Source organism: Pandoraea iniqua, from assembly GCF_902459685.1.
Lineage (GTDB): Bacteria > Pseudomonadota > Gammaproteobacteria > Burkholderiales > Burkholderiaceae > Pandoraea > Pandoraea iniqua.
The window spans coordinates 207,775-227,504 of sequence record NZ_CABPSF010000003.1 but is presented as its reverse complement, the minus strand read 5'-3'; the positions used below and the strand labels follow the sequence as shown (position 1 = coordinate 227,504).

The window sequence follows — 19,730 nt, the reverse complement described above, 5'->3', positions numbered from 1 at the left end:
GTGATCAATCGCTGGCAAGCGCGACGATGGGATCGAGGCGCGCGGCCTGACGTGCGGGCATGTAGCCGAACACCAAACCGGTGACGAGCGCGCACCCGAAAGCGGCGAGCATGGCCCGCACGGAGAAGACCAGATCGACGCCCCAGAGAATGAGCGCCACACCGAAGGCGAGGCCGACGAACGTGCCCAGCACGCCGCCCACCGTCGAGACCATGACCGACTCCGTCAGAAACTGACGCAGGATGTCGGCCTGCCGCGCGCCCGTGGCCATGCGGATGCCGATCTCGCGCGTGCGTTCGCGCACCGTCATGAGCATGATGTTCATCACGCCGATACCGCCGACTACCAATGAAATCGCGGCGATCAGGCCAAGCGTGAGCGTCAGCGTCTGCTGGGCTTCGCTCTGCGCCTTGAGCGAGGCGGCTTGGTTATAGACCTGAAAGTCCTTCACGTGGTGGGCGTCGGTCAGCACCCGCGTGATCTCCGCCGCCGTGTCGTCGACCTTATCGAGATCGTGCACGAGCACGGAGATCCACGAGAGATTTGCCGTGCCGAAAACACGCCGGCTGCCGGTGCTGGAGGGCACGAGCACGACATCGTCATCGTTCGACTGGCCGGACGTGGCGCCTTTTTCCGTGAGCACGCCGATGACCTGAAACGGCACGTTGTTTACCAGCACATATTGGCCTAACGGATCGGCCGGACCGAACAGCTTCATGCTGATGCGCTTGCCCAGTACGGCGACGGTGGCCAGTGTGCGCACGTCCTGACGGGTGAAGAACGTGCCGCGCGACACGTTCCAGTTCAACACGTGGGGCGCATCTTCGGTCACCGCCCACAAGCGCGTGCCGACGTCGACGTTGGCCGCGCGAACCGTTGTTTTTCCAGCAAAGAAGGGCATGGCGATATCGACGTTGGGCACTTGCGCGAGCAGCGTGGCATCCGCTTCGGACAATGTGCCGCCGGGGCCGCGCTCGGTGTCGCCGCCCGGGGTCACGTACATCCGGTTGGTGCCGAAACTCGCAATCTTGGCCATGACGGTGCGTTGCGTGCCGGTGCCGATGGCGAGCATCACGATCACCGACGCCACACCGATGATGATGCCCAGCAGCGTGAGCAGCGTGCGGAAACGATTGACGAGCAGCACCTGCCACGCGGCTTGCACCGCCTCGTAGATATCTGCCCATGGCGACGCGGCGCGTGAAAGCCCGTGAGCCATGGTGGTGGCGAAGTTCTGCGCGTTGAGCGTCCATCCGGCGCCGTCGCTTGGCGCAGAAGATGACGATGACGACTCGGCAGGCGAGGGCAGGGACTCGGCGTCACGCGGCGCTTCACCGGTGTCGGACACGATCAGTCCGTCACGAATCTCGATGACGCGTCGCGCCTGACTGGCGACGCCCCGATCGTGCGTGATGAGAATGACGGTGTGGCCCGCGTCGGCCAGTTCGCGCAGCAATGCCATGACTTCGGCGCCGCTGCGCGTATCGAGTGCGCCGGTCGGTTCGTCCGCGAGGATGATGCGCCCGCCGTTCATCAGCGCGCGGGCAATCGAGACCCGTTGCTGCTGACCGCCGGAGAGCTGGTGCGGCCGGTGATGAATTCGCCCGTCGAGCCCGAGCCGGGACAGCAATTCCGTCGCCCGGCGATGCCGATCCGTACGCGACATGCCGGCATACACGGCCGGGACTTCGACGTTGTGCAGGGCGTCGAGCGTGCGAATCAGATGGTAGTTCTGGAACACGAATCCGAACGCCTCGCGGCGCAACCACGCCAACTCGTCCGCACGGAACGACGCGATGTCCTGACCGGCAAAGCGATATTGTCCGGACGTCGGCCGGTCGAGACAGCCGAGCAAGTTCATCAGCGTCGACTTGCCCGAGCCCGAGGCGCCGACAATCGCGACGAACTCGCCCGCATCGATTTGCATCGAGACGCCACGCAGCACCTGTGTTGCCGGTGTGCCACCGGCGCCCCCGTAGCTGCGGCAAATATCGACAAGCTCGATCAGCGGAATAGGCGGCGTGAGGGGCGTGAGCGGCGGGAGCGGTGATTCGCCGGCTGCCGCAGCGGCGTTGGTGTCGGTTACCACTGGAATCTCCCGGCGCCCGCACGGACGTTGCTGATCGAGGTAATCAGCGCGTCGCCCTGCTGGAGCCCCTCGAGCACTTCGCCATCGAGCCGGTCCCGCAAGCCGATGCGCACCTTGCGCTCGATACGCTTGCCGTCGACGAGCACCTTGGCCATGAAGAGGCCCGCTTGCGAATTCACGGGGACCAGCGGCGTCATGGGGGACAGCAGCACATTCTTGGCCGAGGCGATGACGAAGAACACCTGTGCCGTCATCTCTGGCATGAGCGCGCCGTCTTGATTGTCGACGTCGACCAGTACGGTATAGAGCACGACCTTGCCGGTGCTGCCCGTCGGACTCTGCTGCGACGCGTCGCCACCGCTCTTGTCGAGTGGCGTGGGCGGCGCGGGCAACACCTGCCGCACGGTGCCGTGCCAGCGTCGCGGCCCACCGTCGGTCTGGCCGCCGAGCGTCGTGAAGTAGACCGGCATGCCGGCCTTCACATGGCCGATGTCGGCCTCGGAGACCTGCGTCCACACGGTCATATGCGACAGGTCGGCGACGCGCATGATCAGCGGGGTTTGGTAGGTGGCGTTCAGCGTCTGGCCTTCGCGCGCGTCGAGCGTGACCACGGTGCCGGTCATCGGCGCGTAGATGCGCGTGTAGCCGAGCTGCGCCTCGTCCCCCTTGAGCGTGGACGTGGCGCCGTTGATCTGCGCATGCAGGTTGTCGATCTTGGCGAGGGCGACGTTCAGATTGGCTTGTGCGGTCTGAACGTCTTCAAGGCGTGTCGAGCCGTCAGCCATCATCTGCTGCTGACGCCCCGAGCGCTGGCTGGCCAGCACACGTTCGGCCTGCGCCTGCGCAAGCTGTGCGTGCAGGCTCGCGAGACTGGCACGGTCGGCGTCGACCTTGGCCTGCTGGACCGCCGGATCGATCTCGACGAGCAGATCGCCCTTGTTCACACGTGTGCCGGGCTGTACATGCAGCCGGCGAATGGCGCCGGACGCCTGCGCCCCGACGTCGACATAGCTGCGCGGGCGCAAATTGCCGAGCGCCGTGACGGTCAGTTCGAGGTTGCCGCGGTTGACCGTGGTGGTTTCCACCTGTTCCACGCTGCGAAATATCGTGAACCACAGCACGAATGCCAACAGCACGACGACAAGGAGGAACAGGGTGCTGCGAATTCGCTTCGGTTTGAATGGCATCGGCTTCGATAGCGTGCACAGCCAACGCCATCGTGGCGCCGGCAAATCATTTGGATGGCGAAGCGGTGGACGGCAGCGATCACCGCAGGAGCGGCGCCAAGTATAGAACGATTCTCATTTACAGAGAAATCCTATCGTGTTTGAGGTTCTGATATCTGTGGTGGGTTGTCATAAAAATATGACGAAGATGAAGGATATTTAGGTTGAAATGATCAGAATTCGATTGACAGTCGTGGTGTCTCTTTTGTAGATTCACCATCTCTAATGAGGAATGATTCTCATTAACTAGCCATAAATCGTTGGCTGAATCGGTACGTTTCCGGGTGATATCCGGAGGCAAAAGTACTAAGGAATTCGAACCTTCTGGGAGCAACGCAATGAGCTGGGACGACGAAAACGCGGAATTCGAAGTTGTGATGAACCACGAGGCGCAGTATTCGATCTGGCCGAGCTACAAGGCAATTCCGGGCGGCTGGCACGCGGTCGGCATGAAGGGCAACAAGGCCCAATGTCTGGCCTACATCGAGGAGCACTGGACCGACATGCGCCCACTGAGCCTGCAAAAGGCAATGGCCGAGCAGGGCGGCCAGCCGGCGAGCGCCGGTACTTCTGCCTCGGTGCACTGATTGCGCCCGAACCCCGTCCTGTCGACTGGCGACGCCTGAATGCTCGCTCCCCTCACACTGTTCTGCCTGCCGTATGCCGGTGGCAGTGCCGCGATCTATCGCGAGTGGCCTCGCTCGCTGCCGGCTTCGATTCGTCCCGTCATGTTGCATCCGGCGGGGCGGGGCGTACGCCACGGCGACACGCCGCTGCATCGTTGGCCCGAATTCATCGACGACATGGTGGCGCAGGCGCTCACGCACCTCATGGTGCCGGGGCAGGCGCCGCAGCCGTTCGCGATCTTCGGCCATAGCATGGGCGCGCTCGTGGGGCTCGAAATGGCCCACGCGCTACGGGCACGGCTGGGCGTAAGCCCGCGTTGGTTTGGCGCCTCGGCAAGTCTTGCGCCGGTCTTGCGGGTGCGTGAAACACACTGGCTGACCTGCGACGACGCCACCTTTATTGCCGAAGTCCGGCGGCTGGGCGGTATGCCGGACAGCCTGCTGAGCAACCCGGAATTCATGGCGCTGGTCATGCCGGCGCTGCGCGCCGACTTTCACCTGTGCGGCACCTACGATCCGCCCGCGCGGGCGCCGTTGGCGTGCCCGTTACTGGCGATCAACGGCAACGACGATGCGCGCTGCGTCGTACCTGCCAACGACCCGGCTTGGGCCAGCGAGACGACGGGGCCGTTCACCTCGGCGCGCTTACCGGCCGGGCATTTTTTCATCAATACCCACCGCGACGCGCTGCTGACGCACGTCATTGCGCAGCTGCGCGAGGTGGCCGGTCTCACCGAGACGCCTGTCCGGGCGCTCGTCTGACGTCAATACGGAGATGGACATCGTGCAAGGCCTCCCCCCGCTGTTCGATTTCGCCCCCTATCTCGAAGTCCGCGACGACACGTTGCCACTGATTCGGGAATTCGCGTCGCATATGGCGTTTCGTAGCGCCGTCGTCGAAGAACTGGAGCTGGACGAAGACTTCTACCGCCGGCCGTTGCGCCCGGAAGATCTCGAGTTCCTGCAATTCAAGAAGGCCGTGCGCGCCGAGACGGTGAGCCGCCTGCCGATGCTGGCATCGCAGCGCCTGCTGATGTGTATCAACGAAGTGGGCATCGCTCGCATGCCGCGCCCGGGTGATGCGAACGGCGGTGTGGACATTTTTGCCAGCGCCGACGCGTTCTACAGCGAGCGCAACCAAGTGCTGGGCGCGCGCATCCGGGCGTACCTCGAGAACTACGCGTATGCGTTTCTCGGCAACGAAGGTAAGGCAGACGCCACGCCCGGCGCGCTAACGGATGCCCTCGACGCCATCGTGCGCACTGAACACGCGTGGTGGAGCGACATCTTCGCGCTGCTGCAACGTAACGAGTATTTGCCGGAAGGACTGCGCTTCATCATGATCCAGCGCTGGAGCCTCGCTCCGTCGCGCCGTACCGCAGTCGCCCGTGCCGTGGCGTCGGGCTATTTCGATGCAGTGTCGCCCGATGCTCGCCCGAGCATGACGGACGCGGCGCAAGACGCGCTGCTCACCCGTGTGGCCGGCGCGCTGGACCTGACGCGCCGCGAGCACTCGTACTGGCAGTTTTATCTGCCGACGAGCCTCGCGAAGTGCAATTTGCTCTACGCGCTGGGCGCGCGGCCCGACCGGGCTTTCGCGCTATTAGGCGCAGCGTTTGTCGCAGAAGCCGAGATGCTGGCCTTCTGTCAGGCCGCTGCCGCTGCCTGCCCGCATATGCTGCACGGCCTGCCGATCCAACAACTGCCGCTGGAAGACGCCGTCGCGGATCTGCTCCGCCGGGCGACCGCCGCGACGACGCAAATTGGCACGCAGTACGGTGCCGAAGGACTGGCCCGCGTGAGTCAAGGGCTTGGCGCAGCCGAACTCATGGGCGCGCGCGGCCGTTGGGATCTGGGTGAACAACTGCGCTGGCTGTCGGCGATCGAGCGTTATGTGGCTTTCGCGAAGCAAGTGGAAGGGCGCATCGAAGCCGAGTGCCCGGGCATCGACCGTGAGACGTTTGTCGAGCCACGCGAGATGTGCTCCACCACGCACGTGCATAACGACCATCGACTCGTGGTGATCGAGTCGGGCGACATGATCTTCTGGGGCAATCTCGGTATGCAACTGAAGATGAAGCAGGGCGACAGCGTGCTGATTCCCGATGGCCGGTTGCATGGCTCGACGGTCGTCTCGCACGAATGCACCTATCACCAGCCGATCATTCCGGATGCATGGTTCGAAGCCCTGCACGCAGGAAATTCGCCGAACAATGCGCCGAACGCGCCGGCACCGAAGTCTTCTGCCGCGCTCGCCTGAGCCGTTGCCCCCCATGCCCATTCGCGGCAACGCCGGCGCACCCACGTAGCGCCGGCGACCGGATTGTCTGATTGTCTCAAGGCTATCGAATCGAATAGCCGATTAGTACGACTAATTTTCTAGGCACGTTCATGCGTCCCACCGCGACTCGTTTCGACTCGCGGTGGTCGATGTGTGACGCAATGACAGCCGGCCCGGGCCGGCGCGCGCAGTTTCGACGGAGAAGCTCATGCAGCTCGACCCCCGCGATGTTCTTGATTCCCCCCGTTCGACCGAGTCTTCCCCTGCGCCACGGCGCGCCACCGCCAGCGACTGGCGCTCACGCGTCATCCTCGGCGAGCAGGTCGGCGACGTCGTTCTGCCCGACTGGCTGGAGACCTCGTACGAAACGCTTCGCACGCAGGTCATGCACCCGGAGTATCCGTGCTTCTTCGGCACCATTGCCGAGCGTCGCGGCGAGATGTTCTACACGTTCGTGAACGGCAAGGACAACGCGATGCTGCCCGCGACGATGCTCACGTTCGCGCGCCTCGCGTCGCAGCCCGAGTTCCGTCGCAACAACATTGCCATCTTTTATGAACCGGACACCACGCCGCTGACGCATAACGAGTATCACGACCTGTTCTGGGGCACCTTGCAGTATCTGCATAACGTCGATCCCGATCCGGAGGCCGACCAGCAGGTGCCGCCGTCGCATGAGGATTGGGAGTTCGGCTACGGCGGGCTGCAAATGTTCGTGGTCTGCGCGTGCCCGTCGTTTTCGCAACGGCACAGCCGCAACCTCGGGCCGGGCATGGTCCTGCTGTTCCAGCCGCGCGCGGTCTTCGTCGACACCATCACGAACAAGGTGATCGGCCGTCAGGCGCGCGAACAGGTGCGTGAACGGTTGCGCAAGTGGGACGCCGTCGGCCCACACCCGGACCTCGGTTTCTATGGCGACCCGGGCAATCTCGAATGGAAGCAGTACTTCCTCGAAGACGAGAACGTTGCGGCTGCGGACCAATGCCCGTTCCTCAAACGGATGCGCCGGGCCGCCGAAGACGCCTCCGCCACGTCTGCCCACGCCGCAGCGGCACCGCCCGCACCGATGATCGGCAAGATCCCCGTGCATCCGAAGCCGCATCCGATCGAAACACCCTCGACCGCCCATGCCATGCATTTGTCGCACGCGAATCATGTGGCGCGCCAGATGCACGCCGATGCCGGTCACGCCCGGCTGATCGAGCAGGGCGACGCCAGCACCCGTGACGGGGCATCCGGCCACAACCCGCACGCGGGCTCGCAGGCGCCTGCGCCGTCGCGCAACGACAACGAACAACCCGAGTAGCCGACGTTTTCCCTCGTTGGGAAAGCAAAGCGCGGCCGATAGGCGGCGCGAATCGTCGAATCGTCGAATCGAAACGAATTTCAGGCATACCGATGTCCCAGACTCCCAAGCACATGGTCGAGCGGCTGCAAGCGCTCGCAATCGAACGCCCTGACGATATCGCGCTGGTTTGCGTGCAGACCGGCGGCGAGACGTCGCACAGTTACGCCGAACTCGATCAGCGTGCCAACGCGCTCGCGCAGCGTCTGGGCGGCGGGGCGCTCAAGGGGCAGCGTGCCATTCTGCTGATGGACAGCGGCCTGTCGTATTTCACGGCGTTCTTCGGCTGTCTGTATGCGGGCGTGCTCGCCGTGCCTGCCTTCGCCCCCGGGCGTACCCGCGATGCCTACGCCGAGCGTCTGCGCGTGATGCTCGCCGACGCCGAAGCCCGCTGGGTGCTCGTGACGCCGGAACATGCACAGATCGCCCGTTCGTTGCTCGATCTGTATGGCGAGACGGCGGAGCTGATCGTTATTGACGATTCGGCCGCGCCGGCGATTGCCGAGCGCGTCGCCATCGATCTGGCGTCGGACGACATTGCGTTCCTCCAGTACACCTCCGGCTCGACGTCCGCGCCTAAAGGCGTGATGGTCACGCACGGCAACCTGATCGCCAACGAAGTGGCGATTCAGGAGCGCCTTGGCGTGACCGCAGACGACGTCTTCGTGAGCTGGCTGCCGTTGCCGCATGACATGGGCATGATCGGCACGATGCTCCAGCCGGTCTACACGGGCATCCCGCTCGTGCTGATGTCGCCGAACCATTTTCTGGAACAACCGATCCGTTGGCTCGAAGCCATTTCGCGCCACGGCGGGACGATCTCGGGCGGGCCTGATTTTTCCTACCGGTTGCTGACCGAACGGGTTCGCGATGCGCAGATGGAAGGGCTGGACCTGTCGGGATGGCGGGTGGCGTTCTCGGGCTCCGAGCCGGTGCGTCACGACACGTTGTGCGATTTTGTCGAGCGGTTCAGCGTCTGGGGTTTCGACCCGGCAGCGGTGTATCCCTGCTACGGACTGGCCGAAGCGACCCTGCTGGTCACGGGAGTGACACGCGCGGGCGGCATGTCCGCCTTGCGTGTCGACGGCGCGGATGGCGAGCCGAAACATCTGGTGAGCTGCGGCAACGTTGCGCGCGATCACGAGGTGAGCATCGTCGATCCGTCCAGCGGGCGGACGCTCGGCGACGGCGAGACCGGCGAGATTCGCTTTCACGGGCCGAGCGTGACGGCAGGTTATTGGCGCAATCCGGCGGCGAGCGCGGCAACGTTTGTCGAAGACGGCGGACGCCGCTGGCTGCGCACGGGCGATCTGGGCATGACGCAAGGCGGGCAGTTGTATGTGACCGGCCGCGTGAAAGACATGATCATCGTGCGGGGCCAGAACGTCTATCCGCAGGATGTCGAACAGGCGATCGAGGCAGAACTCGACATCGTGCGCGCAGGCCGCGTCTCGGCGTTCCCCGTGGAAATCGACGGGCGTGAAGGGATCGGTCTGGCAGCGGAGGTCTCGCGCCGCACGCAGAAATTGCTCACACCGGCACAGATCGTCGACGAACTCGACGCGGTGGTCGCGCCGCGCTTCGGCGAAGCCTTGGGCGTGGTGGTACTGCTCAATCCGGGCGGACTGCCGAAAACGTCGAGTGGCAAGTTGCAACGCTCCGCGGCCGCACGCGGCTGGCGCGAACGCACGCTCGACGCGTGGGCGGTCTATGCGAACGGTGTGTTCGACGAGGCCTATGGCGCGTCGCACAACCGTGTTCCCGGGACTGATCAGGAAGGCCCGCAGGGCCAATCCGACAATGGCGCGGGCTCGGAGGTCGCTACACAACTCGCCGCGATCTGGGCAGACGTGCTCGGCCGGCAGGTCGACCCGGCCAGCGCACATTTCTTCCGTCTCGGAGGTAACTCGATTCAAGCGGTGCAACTGGCCGCACGCGTGCAGGCAGCTTTTCACGTGCCATTCGACGTGCGCGATGTCTTCGAGCAAGCCAAGCTGCGCGACGCGGCGCAAACGATTGCCCGGCGCCGTGGGGCGTCAGGACAGCCCGACGCTGCCATTGCCGTACCGCCGATCGCCCGCCACGCCGAGTACGACGCGGCGGCACCGCTCACGCACGCACAGCATCGCCTCTGGTTCCTCTGGCATCTCGATCCGTCGGATACGGCGTATCACGTGGGCGGCCGCTTGACGTTCGATGCCTGTCCCGACGTACCGGCATTGCAGGCGGCATTGCGAGCCGCCATCGCACGACACTCCGCGTTACGGACGACGTTCGACACGGACGCGCAAGGTGAGCCTGTTCAGCGCGTGGCCGATGCCAGCGTCGCGACCGCATTCGAACTGACGCATACGGCGCTCGACAACGACGACGCCATCGGCGAAGCCGCGCAGGCATGCATCGACACGCCTTTCGATCTGCGCAGCGGACCGATGATGCGTGCCGCCTTGTTTGAGACACCGGATGGCCGGGCGCATCTTGTCGTGGCGCTTCACCACATCGTGTGCGACGCATGGTCGATGCAGGGTTTCGTCGACGCACTGGCAGACGACTACCGCACCTGTCTGTCCGGCGAATCGCCATCGACGCTGCCCGCAAGCGATCTGAACTACACCGACTTCGCCGTCTGGCAGCGTGAGCTGCGCGACCATGAATCGCGCAAGCGTGAGCTGGCTTACTGGTGCGCGCGACTGGGCGACGATCCCGCCGCGATGATCCTTGGCGACCGCACGCGCACCGGCAATGCCCCGCGACGCGCCGCCACGCACACGTTCGACCTTCCGCCGACGGTGCTCACGGGGCTGGCTGCTGCGGCAGCATCGAATGGCGTAACGCCGTCGATGCTGATTCTCGCTGCGCTGGGTCTCGTGCTGCGCCGGCACACCGCCAGCGACGATGTGAGAATCGGCATGCCGGTCGCCAACCGGCAGCATGGCGGCACGGCGTCGCTGATGGGCCTGTTCGTCAATACCGTGGTCATGAAGCTCGACGTTCAGCCGACGGGCACCTTGTCGGGGCTGATCGCACAGGTGCGCGAGACGGCACTCGAAGCACAGCAGCATCAGGACCTGCCGTTCGACGTGCTGCTCGACACGCTGGCGCCGCACCGCAGTCTTGGCCAGACGCCGCTGTTTCAGGTCATGTACAACCACGTGCAGCAGGACGAGCGTTCGCTCGCGCGCTGGCCAGCACTAAGCGCCACGCTGCATGGTCTCGATGCCAGCGCCGCGCAGTTCGACCTCACGCTGGACGTGCAGGCGTACGCCGATGGCCGTCTTACGCCTAAATTCCAATACGACGCAGATACGTTCGACGCATCGACTGTCGCCCGGCTCGCGGCCCACTTGTGCAACGCCTTACAGGCACTGGTGCAGCAGGCCGACACGACCGTCGGCGCGCTTGCCTTGATCGACCGCGAAGAGCGCGATCGACTCGTGCAATGGAGCGCTAATGCGCAGGTGGCACCCGGTTTGCCGCTGCACCGGCGTATCGAAGCGCACGCCGCACAAACGCCGGAAGCCGTGGCGTTGACGTTCGAAGACACCGGCGTGACCTACGGCGAGCTGAACGCGCGCGCCAACGCGCTTGCCCATGCACTGATCGCGCGTGGCGTCGGGCTGGAGACTCGTATAGGCATTGCGCTGGAGCGCTCGCCCGAGATGGTGGTCGCGATTCTGGCGGTGCTCAAGGCCGGTGGCGCCTACGTGCCGCTGGACCCGCAGTATCCGGCCGAGCGTCTGAGTTTCCTGATGTCGGACAGCGGCATGACGCTGCTGTTGACCCGCGACGCGCTGCGCGGCGAGTTGCCGGTGCCGGACGGCGTCGAAACGTTGTTGCTGGACGATTTCGCGACCGGGACGAGCGGCCCCAATGCGGGCGCGATTTCGAACCCCGACGTACCGGTCTCGCCGTCGAATCTGGCGTACATCATCTACACCTCCGGCTCGACCGGCAAGCCGAAGGGCGCGCTGATCACGCATGCGAATGTCGGGCGTCTGCTCGATGCGACGCAAGCGGACTTCGCCTTCGGCACGCAGGACGTATGGACGTTGTTCCACTCATACGCCTTCGACTTCTCGGTCTGGGAAATCTTCGGCGCGCTGTGCTACGGCGGCCGGCTGGTCGTCGTGCCGTACCTCGTGAGCCGCGCCGCCGACGACTTCCTGACGTTGTTGCGCCGTGAACGCGTGACCGTGCTGAACCAGACCCCGTCCGCGTTCCGGCAGTTGCTGCAAGTCCCGGCGCTGGCAGAGGCCGACGATCTGGCGCTGCGCTTCGTCGTGTTCGGCGGTGAAGCGCTGGAGCCGCAAACGCTGCGGCCGTGGTTCGACCGCTTTGGCGATACCACGCCGCGCATGATCAACATGTACGGCATCACCGAGACGACGGTGCACGTGACGTTCCGTCAGATCACCCGCGACGATCTGAGCGTGACGCGCAGCCCGGTCGGGCGTGCCATCGGCGATCTTGGGTTGTACGTGCTCGATGCGCAGGGGGAACTGGCACCGATCGGTGTGCCCGGTGAACTGCATGTGAGCGGAGCAGGTCTTGCTCGCGGCTACTGGCACCGTGCGGCGCTGACGGCACAACGTTTCATTCCGGACGGCTTTTCGGGCGATGGCGGACGACTCTATCGCACCGGCGACCTTGCGCGCTGGCGTGCAGACGGGGAACTCGACTATCTGGGGCGCATCGACCATCAGGTCAAGATTCGCGGGTTCCGCATCGAGCTGGGCGAGATCGAAGCCCAACTGCTGGCGCAGCCCGGTGTGCATGGCGCGGTGGCGAGCGTGCAGGACGGACCGGGCGGGGCGCGCCTGATCGCTCACGTGGCGGGTGACGCGCACGTGCCGGCGTTGCGCGCAGCGCTGGGGGCCGTGCTACCCGACTACATGGTCCCGAAAGCCATCGTGGTGATGCCGGTGTTCCCGCTCACAGCCAACGGCAAGGTGGACCGTCGGGCGTTGCCCGCGCCGGCGTTCGGTCGCGGCACCGACGCCGCGCCGCATGCCGGCACCGAAACCACCTTGGCGCAGGTCTGGCAGACCGTGCTGGGCGTGCCGTCGGTCGGCCGTCATGACAACTTCTTCGCCATCGGCGGCGACTCGCTGCTGACACTGAAGGTCGTGAATCGGGCAGCGCTTGCCGGCCTCACGCTGTCCCCACGCCATCTGTTCGAACATCAAAGTCTGGCGGATCTGGCGGAAGCCCTCGATAGCGCGGCGGCAGCCACAGACGAGGTTGCCGCGCCCGGGCTGGTCCCAGTCGAAAGAACCGCTGGCCTGCCGCTGCCGTTGTCGTACGCGCAGCAGCGGCTGTGGTTCCTGTGGCATCTGCAACCGGAAAGCTCGGCGTATCACATCGCAGGCGGGCTGCGGCTGCACGGTGCGTTCGACGACGCGGCGAAACAAGCGGTGCAAGCCGCGTTCGATACGCTCGTCGCACGCCACGAGTCACTGCGCGTCACGTTTGCACAGGGCGAAAACAAAGGGAGTGAGGAGGGCAAGGGGCGTGAAGGCGCCTTGGCCGTGCCAGCCGCCGCGCAGCAAATCGTGCACGACACGATGCCGGTTGGCATACGCCACCACGACGTCAGCCAAGCCGACGACCCCGAGGCCGACGCTGCGGCGCTGGCCGATGCGTTCGCCCGTGAGACGTTCGATCTTTCGCAAGGCCCGCTGTTGCGCATCGGCATCGTGGAGCTGGGCGAGCAAACGCACCAGTTGCTGGTTTCGATGCATCACATCATCTCCGACGGCTGGTCCATCGACCGCATGCTGGACGAGTTCGTCGCCTGCTATCGGGCGCATCGGGACCACACGGCGGCGACATTGCCGCTGTTGCCGGTCCAGTACGCCGACTACGCCGTGTGGCAACGCCGCTGGCTCGATGCCGGTGAGCGTGATCGTCAACTGGCGTGGTGGCGGACGGCGTTGGGCGATCAGCATCCGGTGCTGGCGCTCCCGGCGGACCGTGAACGCCTCGCGCTCGCCGATTACACCGCCGCACGGCATACGTTTGTCCTGCCAGCCGAATTGACCCGCCGCCTGCGGGCCTGCGCCCAACGCCACGACAGCACGCTTTTCGTCGCCTTGCTCACCGCCTACATGGCCATGCTGCACCGGCACTCCGGCGCACACGACATTCGCGTCGGGGTGCCCGTCGCCAATCGCGAACGCCCGGAAGTCGGCAACGTCCTCGGCTGCTTCGTGAACACGCAGGTGATGCACGCGCAGGTTGACCATACGCAGCCGCTTGGGACGCTATTGCAAGCCGTCCGCACCCACGTTGCCGGTGCGCAGGCGCATCAGGACCTGCCATTCGATGTCCTCGTCAACGCCTTGCAACCGGAGCGAAACCTTCACTACACGCCGATCTTTCAAGTCGTACTGAATCACCGTCAGCCCGACCATCGGGTCTTCGACGCGCTCGACGGCCTCACGGTGTCCCGTATGGATATCGCGGGCCGCAATGCGCAATTCGAACTGACGCTCGACACGGAAGAGGCGGACGACGGCTCGGTGTGCGCCGCGATGACTTACGCGAACGAGCTCTTCGACGCTACGACCGTCGCGCGCTGGGCCGACCACTTCGTGACGTTCTGTGAGGCACTGGCCGCGGATACGTCCGTCGCTGTGGGTCATGTGGCACTTCACAACGCCGATGGCAGCGTCATGCCGGTGGCCGTTGATGCGCTGGTGGGAGATCAGGGCGAAGGCGATGTTGCCATTCGTTCGACGCCAGCCCAATCCGGGCGAAACGCCTTCGAAGCGCCGGCCTCGCCTGCCGAACAAGCCGTCGCAGCCGCATGGCAAGCCGTGCTGCAAATCGATCGAATTGGCCGCCACGACAATTTCTTCGAGATCGGCGGCGACTCGATCCTGAGCCTGCAAATCGTCTCGGCACTGGCGCGACAGGGCTGGAAAATCACCGCACGCCAGCTGTTCGAAGCCCAGACGGTGGCGACGCTCGCAGCGTTGGCACAGCCGCTGGACGCGGGTTCGCAGCCCGTTGTTAAAGCGAAGTCTCAAGTATCGCAACCGCACGGGCAGGCCGACGCCAACGTCGAAGCGACCTATCCGGCGACGCCGCTGCAAAGCGGTCTGCTGTTCCACAGCCTGATGCAGTCGGGGCGTGGCGTCTACGTCAATCAGAAGCGCCTGACGTTGCGCGGCGCACTCGATCACGCGCGCATGCGTGACGCGTGGACGCAGGTGATGGCGCGTCACGCGATCCTGCGCACGCACTTCAGTTGGGCGCACGGCGGCGATGCGATGCAAGTCGTCTCGCGCCATGTGGCGTTGCCGTACACCCGGCATGACTGGTCGGCCGGCCCGCAGGCGACTTACGACGCGCGTCTGCACGCGTGGCTTGCGGACGACCTCGCGCAAGGCTTCGACCTCGCCGTGGCGCCGTTGCTGCGCGTGAACCTGTTCACCCGTCCCGATGGCCTGACCGACCTCGTCTGGACCGATCACCACGTGTTGCTCGACGGCTGGAGTGCCGGGCAACTGCTCGCGGAAGTTCTCGCGATCTATCGGGGTGAGACGTTGCCCGAGGCTGCTGTGACGCCGCAGTACGGCGATTACGTGCACTGGCTCACGACACAACCGGACCACGCCGACTATTGGCAAGGCCGCATGCAGGCGCTGGATGAACCGGCGACGCTCGTCGCCAGTCTGCCGTCCGGTCAGGGCGGACACGATGCGACGCCGGGGCCGTTGCTGCAAGTCGACGACGTGCTCGACAGCGCATTGGATCAACGGCTTCGCGACGCCGCTCGCCAGCACCGCGTCACGCTGAACACGATGATTCAGGCAGCGTGGGCGCTGTTGACCTCACGCTACGGGCATCGGTCGCAAGCCGCGTTCGGTGTCACTGTCTCCGGCCGGGAGAACGATCTGCCCGGCATCGACCGCACGCTCGGCCTGTTCATCAACAGCCTGCCGATGTGGGTGGACGTGCCCGCCGCCGCGACGGTGTCGGATTGGTTACAGGACGTGCAGCAGCGCGGCACGGCATTGCGTGCGGTAGAAACCACGCCGCTGCGGCAAGTGCAGCAGTGGACCGGGCGCGCCGCCGAGGCGCTGTTCGACACCCTCGTCGTGTTCGAGAACTACCCGATCGACGCCACCGTACGAGCCGACGACGCGTCGCTCTCGCTGGCCGCCTTCGCCACGACCGAACAAACGCATTACCCGCTCGTGCTCGCGGTATTGCCCGGCGACACGCTCACACTGCGCTGGAAAGCGAAAGCGTCGCGCATCGACGCACACACGCTGACGCAATTGCAGGCCGATTTGCGCGCGATTCTCGATCAATTGTCCACTGCCACGGACACCGGGTCGGCACACGTCGGCGCGATAACGCTGGCCGGTCAGGCAGCGTCATCGCCGCCGATTCAGCATGAATTCACCCCGGTCATGCACCGCATTGCGGCGCAGGCAAAGGCCACGCCGCAACGCCCGGCCATCCATTGCGAAGGGGTGCGCTGGTCCTATCGCGAACTGGACGCCGCAGCCAACCGCATCGCCGTGGCCCTTGCCGCCGCAGGCGTGCAGGCCGACGAACGCGTGGGCCTTTGCGTCGAACGCTCGCCGTGGATGACGGCGGCACTGCTGGGTGTTCTGCGGGCAGGCGGCGCGTTCGTGCCGCTGGACCCGTCGTATCCGGCGGATCGTCTGGCCTTCATGATGGAAGACGCGGGCGTACGCCGTGTGCTGTCCGATGCTGCCACGGCAGACGCGATGGCCTCGGTGCTCGAAGGGCATGAGGTCATCGTGGTCGACACGCTCGTCCCGGCCGATAGCGGCGTGGTGTGCCACGACGTTCATCCCGACCAATTGGCTTATGTGATCTATACGTCGGGATCGACCGGACGTCCGAAGGGCGTGGCGATCTCGCATGGCGCCTTCAGCCAGCACATCGATGACTTCCTGAACACCTACGCGATCACGCAGGACGACAAGCAACTGCAATCGTCCACGATCAACTTCGACGTGGCACTGCACGAAATGCTGCCGGCGCTGTGCAAGGGCGGCCAGATCGAAATGCGTGGACCGCAGGCGTGGGATCTGGCGACCACGAGCCGCCACCTGAGCGAGGAGGGCGTGACTTTCTCGCGCATTCCGACCGCCTATTGGCAACAGTGGTTGCGCAATCCGCCGCCGCGCGAGGCACTTGCCGCGCTGCGCCAGATCACCGTGGGCGGGGAAGGGCTGCCGGGTGATGCATTGCGTCAGTGGCAGGACGGTCCGCTTTCGGGCATTCAACTGGACAACCTGTACGGCCCGACCGAAACCACGGTGGCCTGCATGTATCGGCGCACCTGCGAGGCCGACACCCAGCACGCGATCGTTTCCATCGGCGTGCCGTATCCGTCGCGCCGCGTGTACGTGATCGATGCCCATGGCAACGAGGCACCGGTCGACGCGCTGGGCGAACTCTGCATTGCCGGGCACACGCTGGCGCGCGGTTATCTGGGCCGGGCGTCGTTGAGCGCGGAGAAGTTCGTGCCGGACCCGTTTTCCGGCAATGGCGCACGGATGTACCGCACCGGCGATCTCTGCCGGCGCCGCGCGGATGGCCGGATCGACTTTCTGGGCCGTCTGGACGCACAGGTCAAGCTGCGCGGTCTGCGCATCGAGCTCGGTGAAATCGATGCCGTGCTTCGGCAGGTGCCGGGGGTGCGCGACGCTGTCGTAGCGCTGGTGGGCACAGGCGAGGGCGCACGGCTGGCCGGCTACGTCGTGGGCGATGTGGCGGACGTGGTGCTGCGCCGCTCGCTCGAGCGCAAACTGCCGGGGCATATGGTGCCGACGGTGTTCGTCCACCTCGACGCCTTGCCCGTGATGCCGAACGGCAAAACCGACCGCGCCGCCTTGCCGCAGCCGCAAGACACGGCATCGCGCGAGCGCCAAGCCCCCGCCGGGCCCGTGCAAACGGCGCTGCGCGACATCTGGTGCGACGTGCTCGGGCGCGACGACGTGGGTGTCACCGACAACTTCTTCGAGATCGGCGGCGATTCGATTCTGAGCCTGCGCGTGATCGCGCAAGCAGCGCTGGCCGGGCTGAAGCTCACGCCGCGACACCTGTTCGACGCACCGGATATCGAACGGCTCGCCTTGTTGGCGGAACCGTTGCATGCGCGGTCGGCCCACGTCGAGTCTCGTGAACCGTTGCCGTTGACACCGATTCAGGCCACGTTCTTCGACCGTCATCCGCATGGCGAGGCGCTTTGGAATCAGGCCGTGCTGTTGCAAAGCGCCACGCTGCCCGATGCCGCTGCGTTGCGCCGCGCTTTGGATGCGCTGGTTCAGGCCCACGACGCGCTGCGGCTCCGTTTCGTGCGCACGCCGTCGGGCTGGCAGCAGCAAGTGGTTGCCGTAGATGCGCACAATCTGCTCGAAACGCTCGACCTGCGCGGCGAAGCCGACTGGCGTGCTGCCATCGACCGCGAGGGCACGCGCGTCCATCGTTCGCTCGACATCGGGCAAGGGCCGCTGCTTCGGGCGTTGCTCATGCATACCCCGGACGGCGCCTACCTGCTGATCACCATTCATCACCTCGCCGTTGACGGCGTCTCTTGGCGCGTGCTGCTCGACGCGCTTGAACGTGGCTATCACGCGGCGCACGAAGGCCGCGCCATCGAGTTTTCCGCCAACACGCCGTGGAGCGTGTGGGTACAGGCGGCGGCCGCCCATGCGGCGTCAGCGGATGTCATCGACGAGCTGCCGTGGTGGCGCGATGCGTTGACCGGCGCGAGCCCGCTGTTCGGCGCCGCGTCGAAAGGGCGGCCGCGTCAGACCCGCCATGCGTTGCTGGGGGCGCAAGCCACGCGCCAACTGGTCGCGCAGACACGCAGCAGCTTCGGGATGCAAGTCGACGAAGCGCTGCTGGGCGTGCTCGCACGCGCATTGAGCGACACCTTCGGTGGCACCGACGCGGTCGTGGCTGTCGAAGGACACGGGCGCGAATCGCTCGGACGCGAATCCGGTGCCGATCTCGATCTGAGCGGCACGATTGGCTGGTTCACCACGCGATATCCGGTCCGCCTGCCTGCGACCGGCGCGCTTGCCGACCAACTCATCGCGGCCAAAGACGGCCTACGCGACGTACCGAGCAAGGGCCTGCACTGGGGCTTGCTGGCATGGCATGCGCGCGAAGACATCCGTCGCGCCGCCGCCGCGTTGCCCGCGGCACAGGTGGGCTTCAACTATCTGGGCAATCTGGATCAGGCCGTTGCCGCCGGCAGCACGTTCGCACTGTCGACCCTCCCATGCGGCGAGATGGCCGCGCCTGCGCCGGCGCCGTTCGCGCTCGATCTCAACGCGCGCATTCAGGACGGCGCGCTGTCGATCACGTGGGACTTCGATCCCGATATCGTCGACGCCAAGCAGGTGGAGCGTTGCATCGAACGCTTTGACGCGCATCTGAAAGCGGTCATCGAAGCAACCCGGGACCGTGCGCGAATCTTCTCGCGCAGCGATTTCCCGCGCGCAGCATTGAATGCCGAACAATGGCAACGGCTCGCGCTGGACACCGCTGGGGTAGAAGATGTTTACCCCGCCACGGCGGTGCAACAGGGATTGCTGTATCACGACCTTTCGCTGCCGGGCGAGGGTATGTACATCACGCAAAAGCGTGTGACGTTGATCGGCGACCTGAATGTCGCCGCGCTGCGTCAGGCTTGGGAGCAGGCTGTCGCCCGTCACGCCGCCTTGCGGACTCGCTTTGCGTGGCACCACGGCGGCCCGATTCTGCAAATCGTGCAGTCACACGCGGCATTGCCGTTCACGGTGCATCCGGTCCCGGCAGGCATCACCGATCTCGGCGCTTACGAGCATGGTTTCACGCAATGGCTTGCGAGCGATCTGCGCGCCGGTTTCGATGTGGAGCGCGCACCGCTGCTTCGCGTCAATGTATTCCTGCGTCCCGACAATGCGGCGGATCTGGTCTGGACGGCTCATCACGCCATCACCGACGGATGGAGCAGCGCACTGCTGATGGCCGAAGTGGTCGGCGCTTATCGTGTCCATAGTGCCCATCGCGACGCGCGCGACGGCGATGAACGGCAAGTGAGCGCGGCGCCGGCCGTGCCTTACAGCCGCTACGTCGACTGGATCGCGCGCCAGCCGTCTTCACGCGACTGGTGGGTCGGGCA

The 19,730-nt window shown here is 65.4% G+C and carries 7 protein-coding genes (1 of these 7 running past the window's edge); 5 read left to right on the top strand and 2 right to left on the bottom strand.

What is annotated here, in order from left to right; translation table 11 throughout:
• Window positions 1–4 precede the first annotated feature (4 nt).
• Window positions 5–2,089 carry a MacB family efflux pump subunit gene (locus PIN31009_RS12010; RefSeq protein WP_217426792.1) on the bottom strand — a complete coding sequence of 695 codons (2,085 nt, stop codon included), beginning with the start codon at window positions 2,087–2,089 and terminating at the stop codon, window positions 5–7.
• Window positions 2,083–3,276 carry an efflux RND transporter periplasmic adaptor subunit gene (locus tag PIN31009_RS12005; RefSeq protein WP_150790404.1) on the bottom strand — a complete coding sequence of 398 codons (1,194 nt, stop codon included), beginning with the start codon at window positions 3,274–3,276 and terminating at the stop codon, window positions 2,083–2,085. Before PIN31009_RS12005 ends, PIN31009_RS12010 begins: the two co-directional genes overlap by 7 nt.
• A gap of 377 nt (window positions 3,277–3,653) precedes the next feature.
• Between PIN31009_RS12005 and PIN31009_RS12000 the strand changes: the two genes are divergently transcribed.
• From PIN31009_RS12000 to PIN31009_RS11980, 5 genes are all read left to right on the top strand, one after another.
• Window positions 3,654–3,902: an MbtH family protein gene (locus PIN31009_RS12000; RefSeq protein ID WP_150685439.1), complete on the top strand. Its 249-nt coding sequence runs from the start codon at window positions 3,654–3,656 to the stop codon at window positions 3,900–3,902.
• 39 nt (window positions 3,903–3,941) lie between these two features.
• Window positions 3,942–4,703: a thioesterase II family protein gene (locus PIN31009_RS11995; protein WP_150790403.1), complete on the top strand. Its 762-nt coding sequence runs from the start codon at window positions 3,942–3,944 to the stop codon at window positions 4,701–4,703.
• A gap of 13 nt (window positions 4,704–4,716) precedes the next feature.
• Window positions 4,717–6,201 carry a cupin domain-containing protein gene (locus PIN31009_RS11990; RefSeq protein WP_150790402.1) on the top strand — a complete coding sequence of 495 codons (1,485 nt, stop codon included), beginning with the start codon at window positions 4,717–4,719 and terminating at the stop codon, window positions 6,199–6,201.
• Window positions 6,202–6,430: 229 nt separating this feature from the next.
• Entirely contained in the window at window positions 6,431–7,528 is a 1,098-nt protein-coding gene (locus PIN31009_RS11985; RefSeq protein ID WP_150685442.1) for a YqcI/YcgG family protein, read from the top strand.
• Between the two features lie 92 nt (window positions 7,529–7,620).
• A protein-coding gene (locus PIN31009_RS11980) for a non-ribosomal peptide synthase/polyketide synthase (RefSeq protein WP_150790401.1) crosses the window boundary here: on the top strand, window positions 7,621–19,730 show its 5' end (the start). Its footprint extends 16,171 nt past the window's final position; 12,110 of the gene's 28,281 nt are visible here — the first part of the coding sequence; its start codon is at window positions 7,621–7,623; its stop codon lies off the right edge, out of view.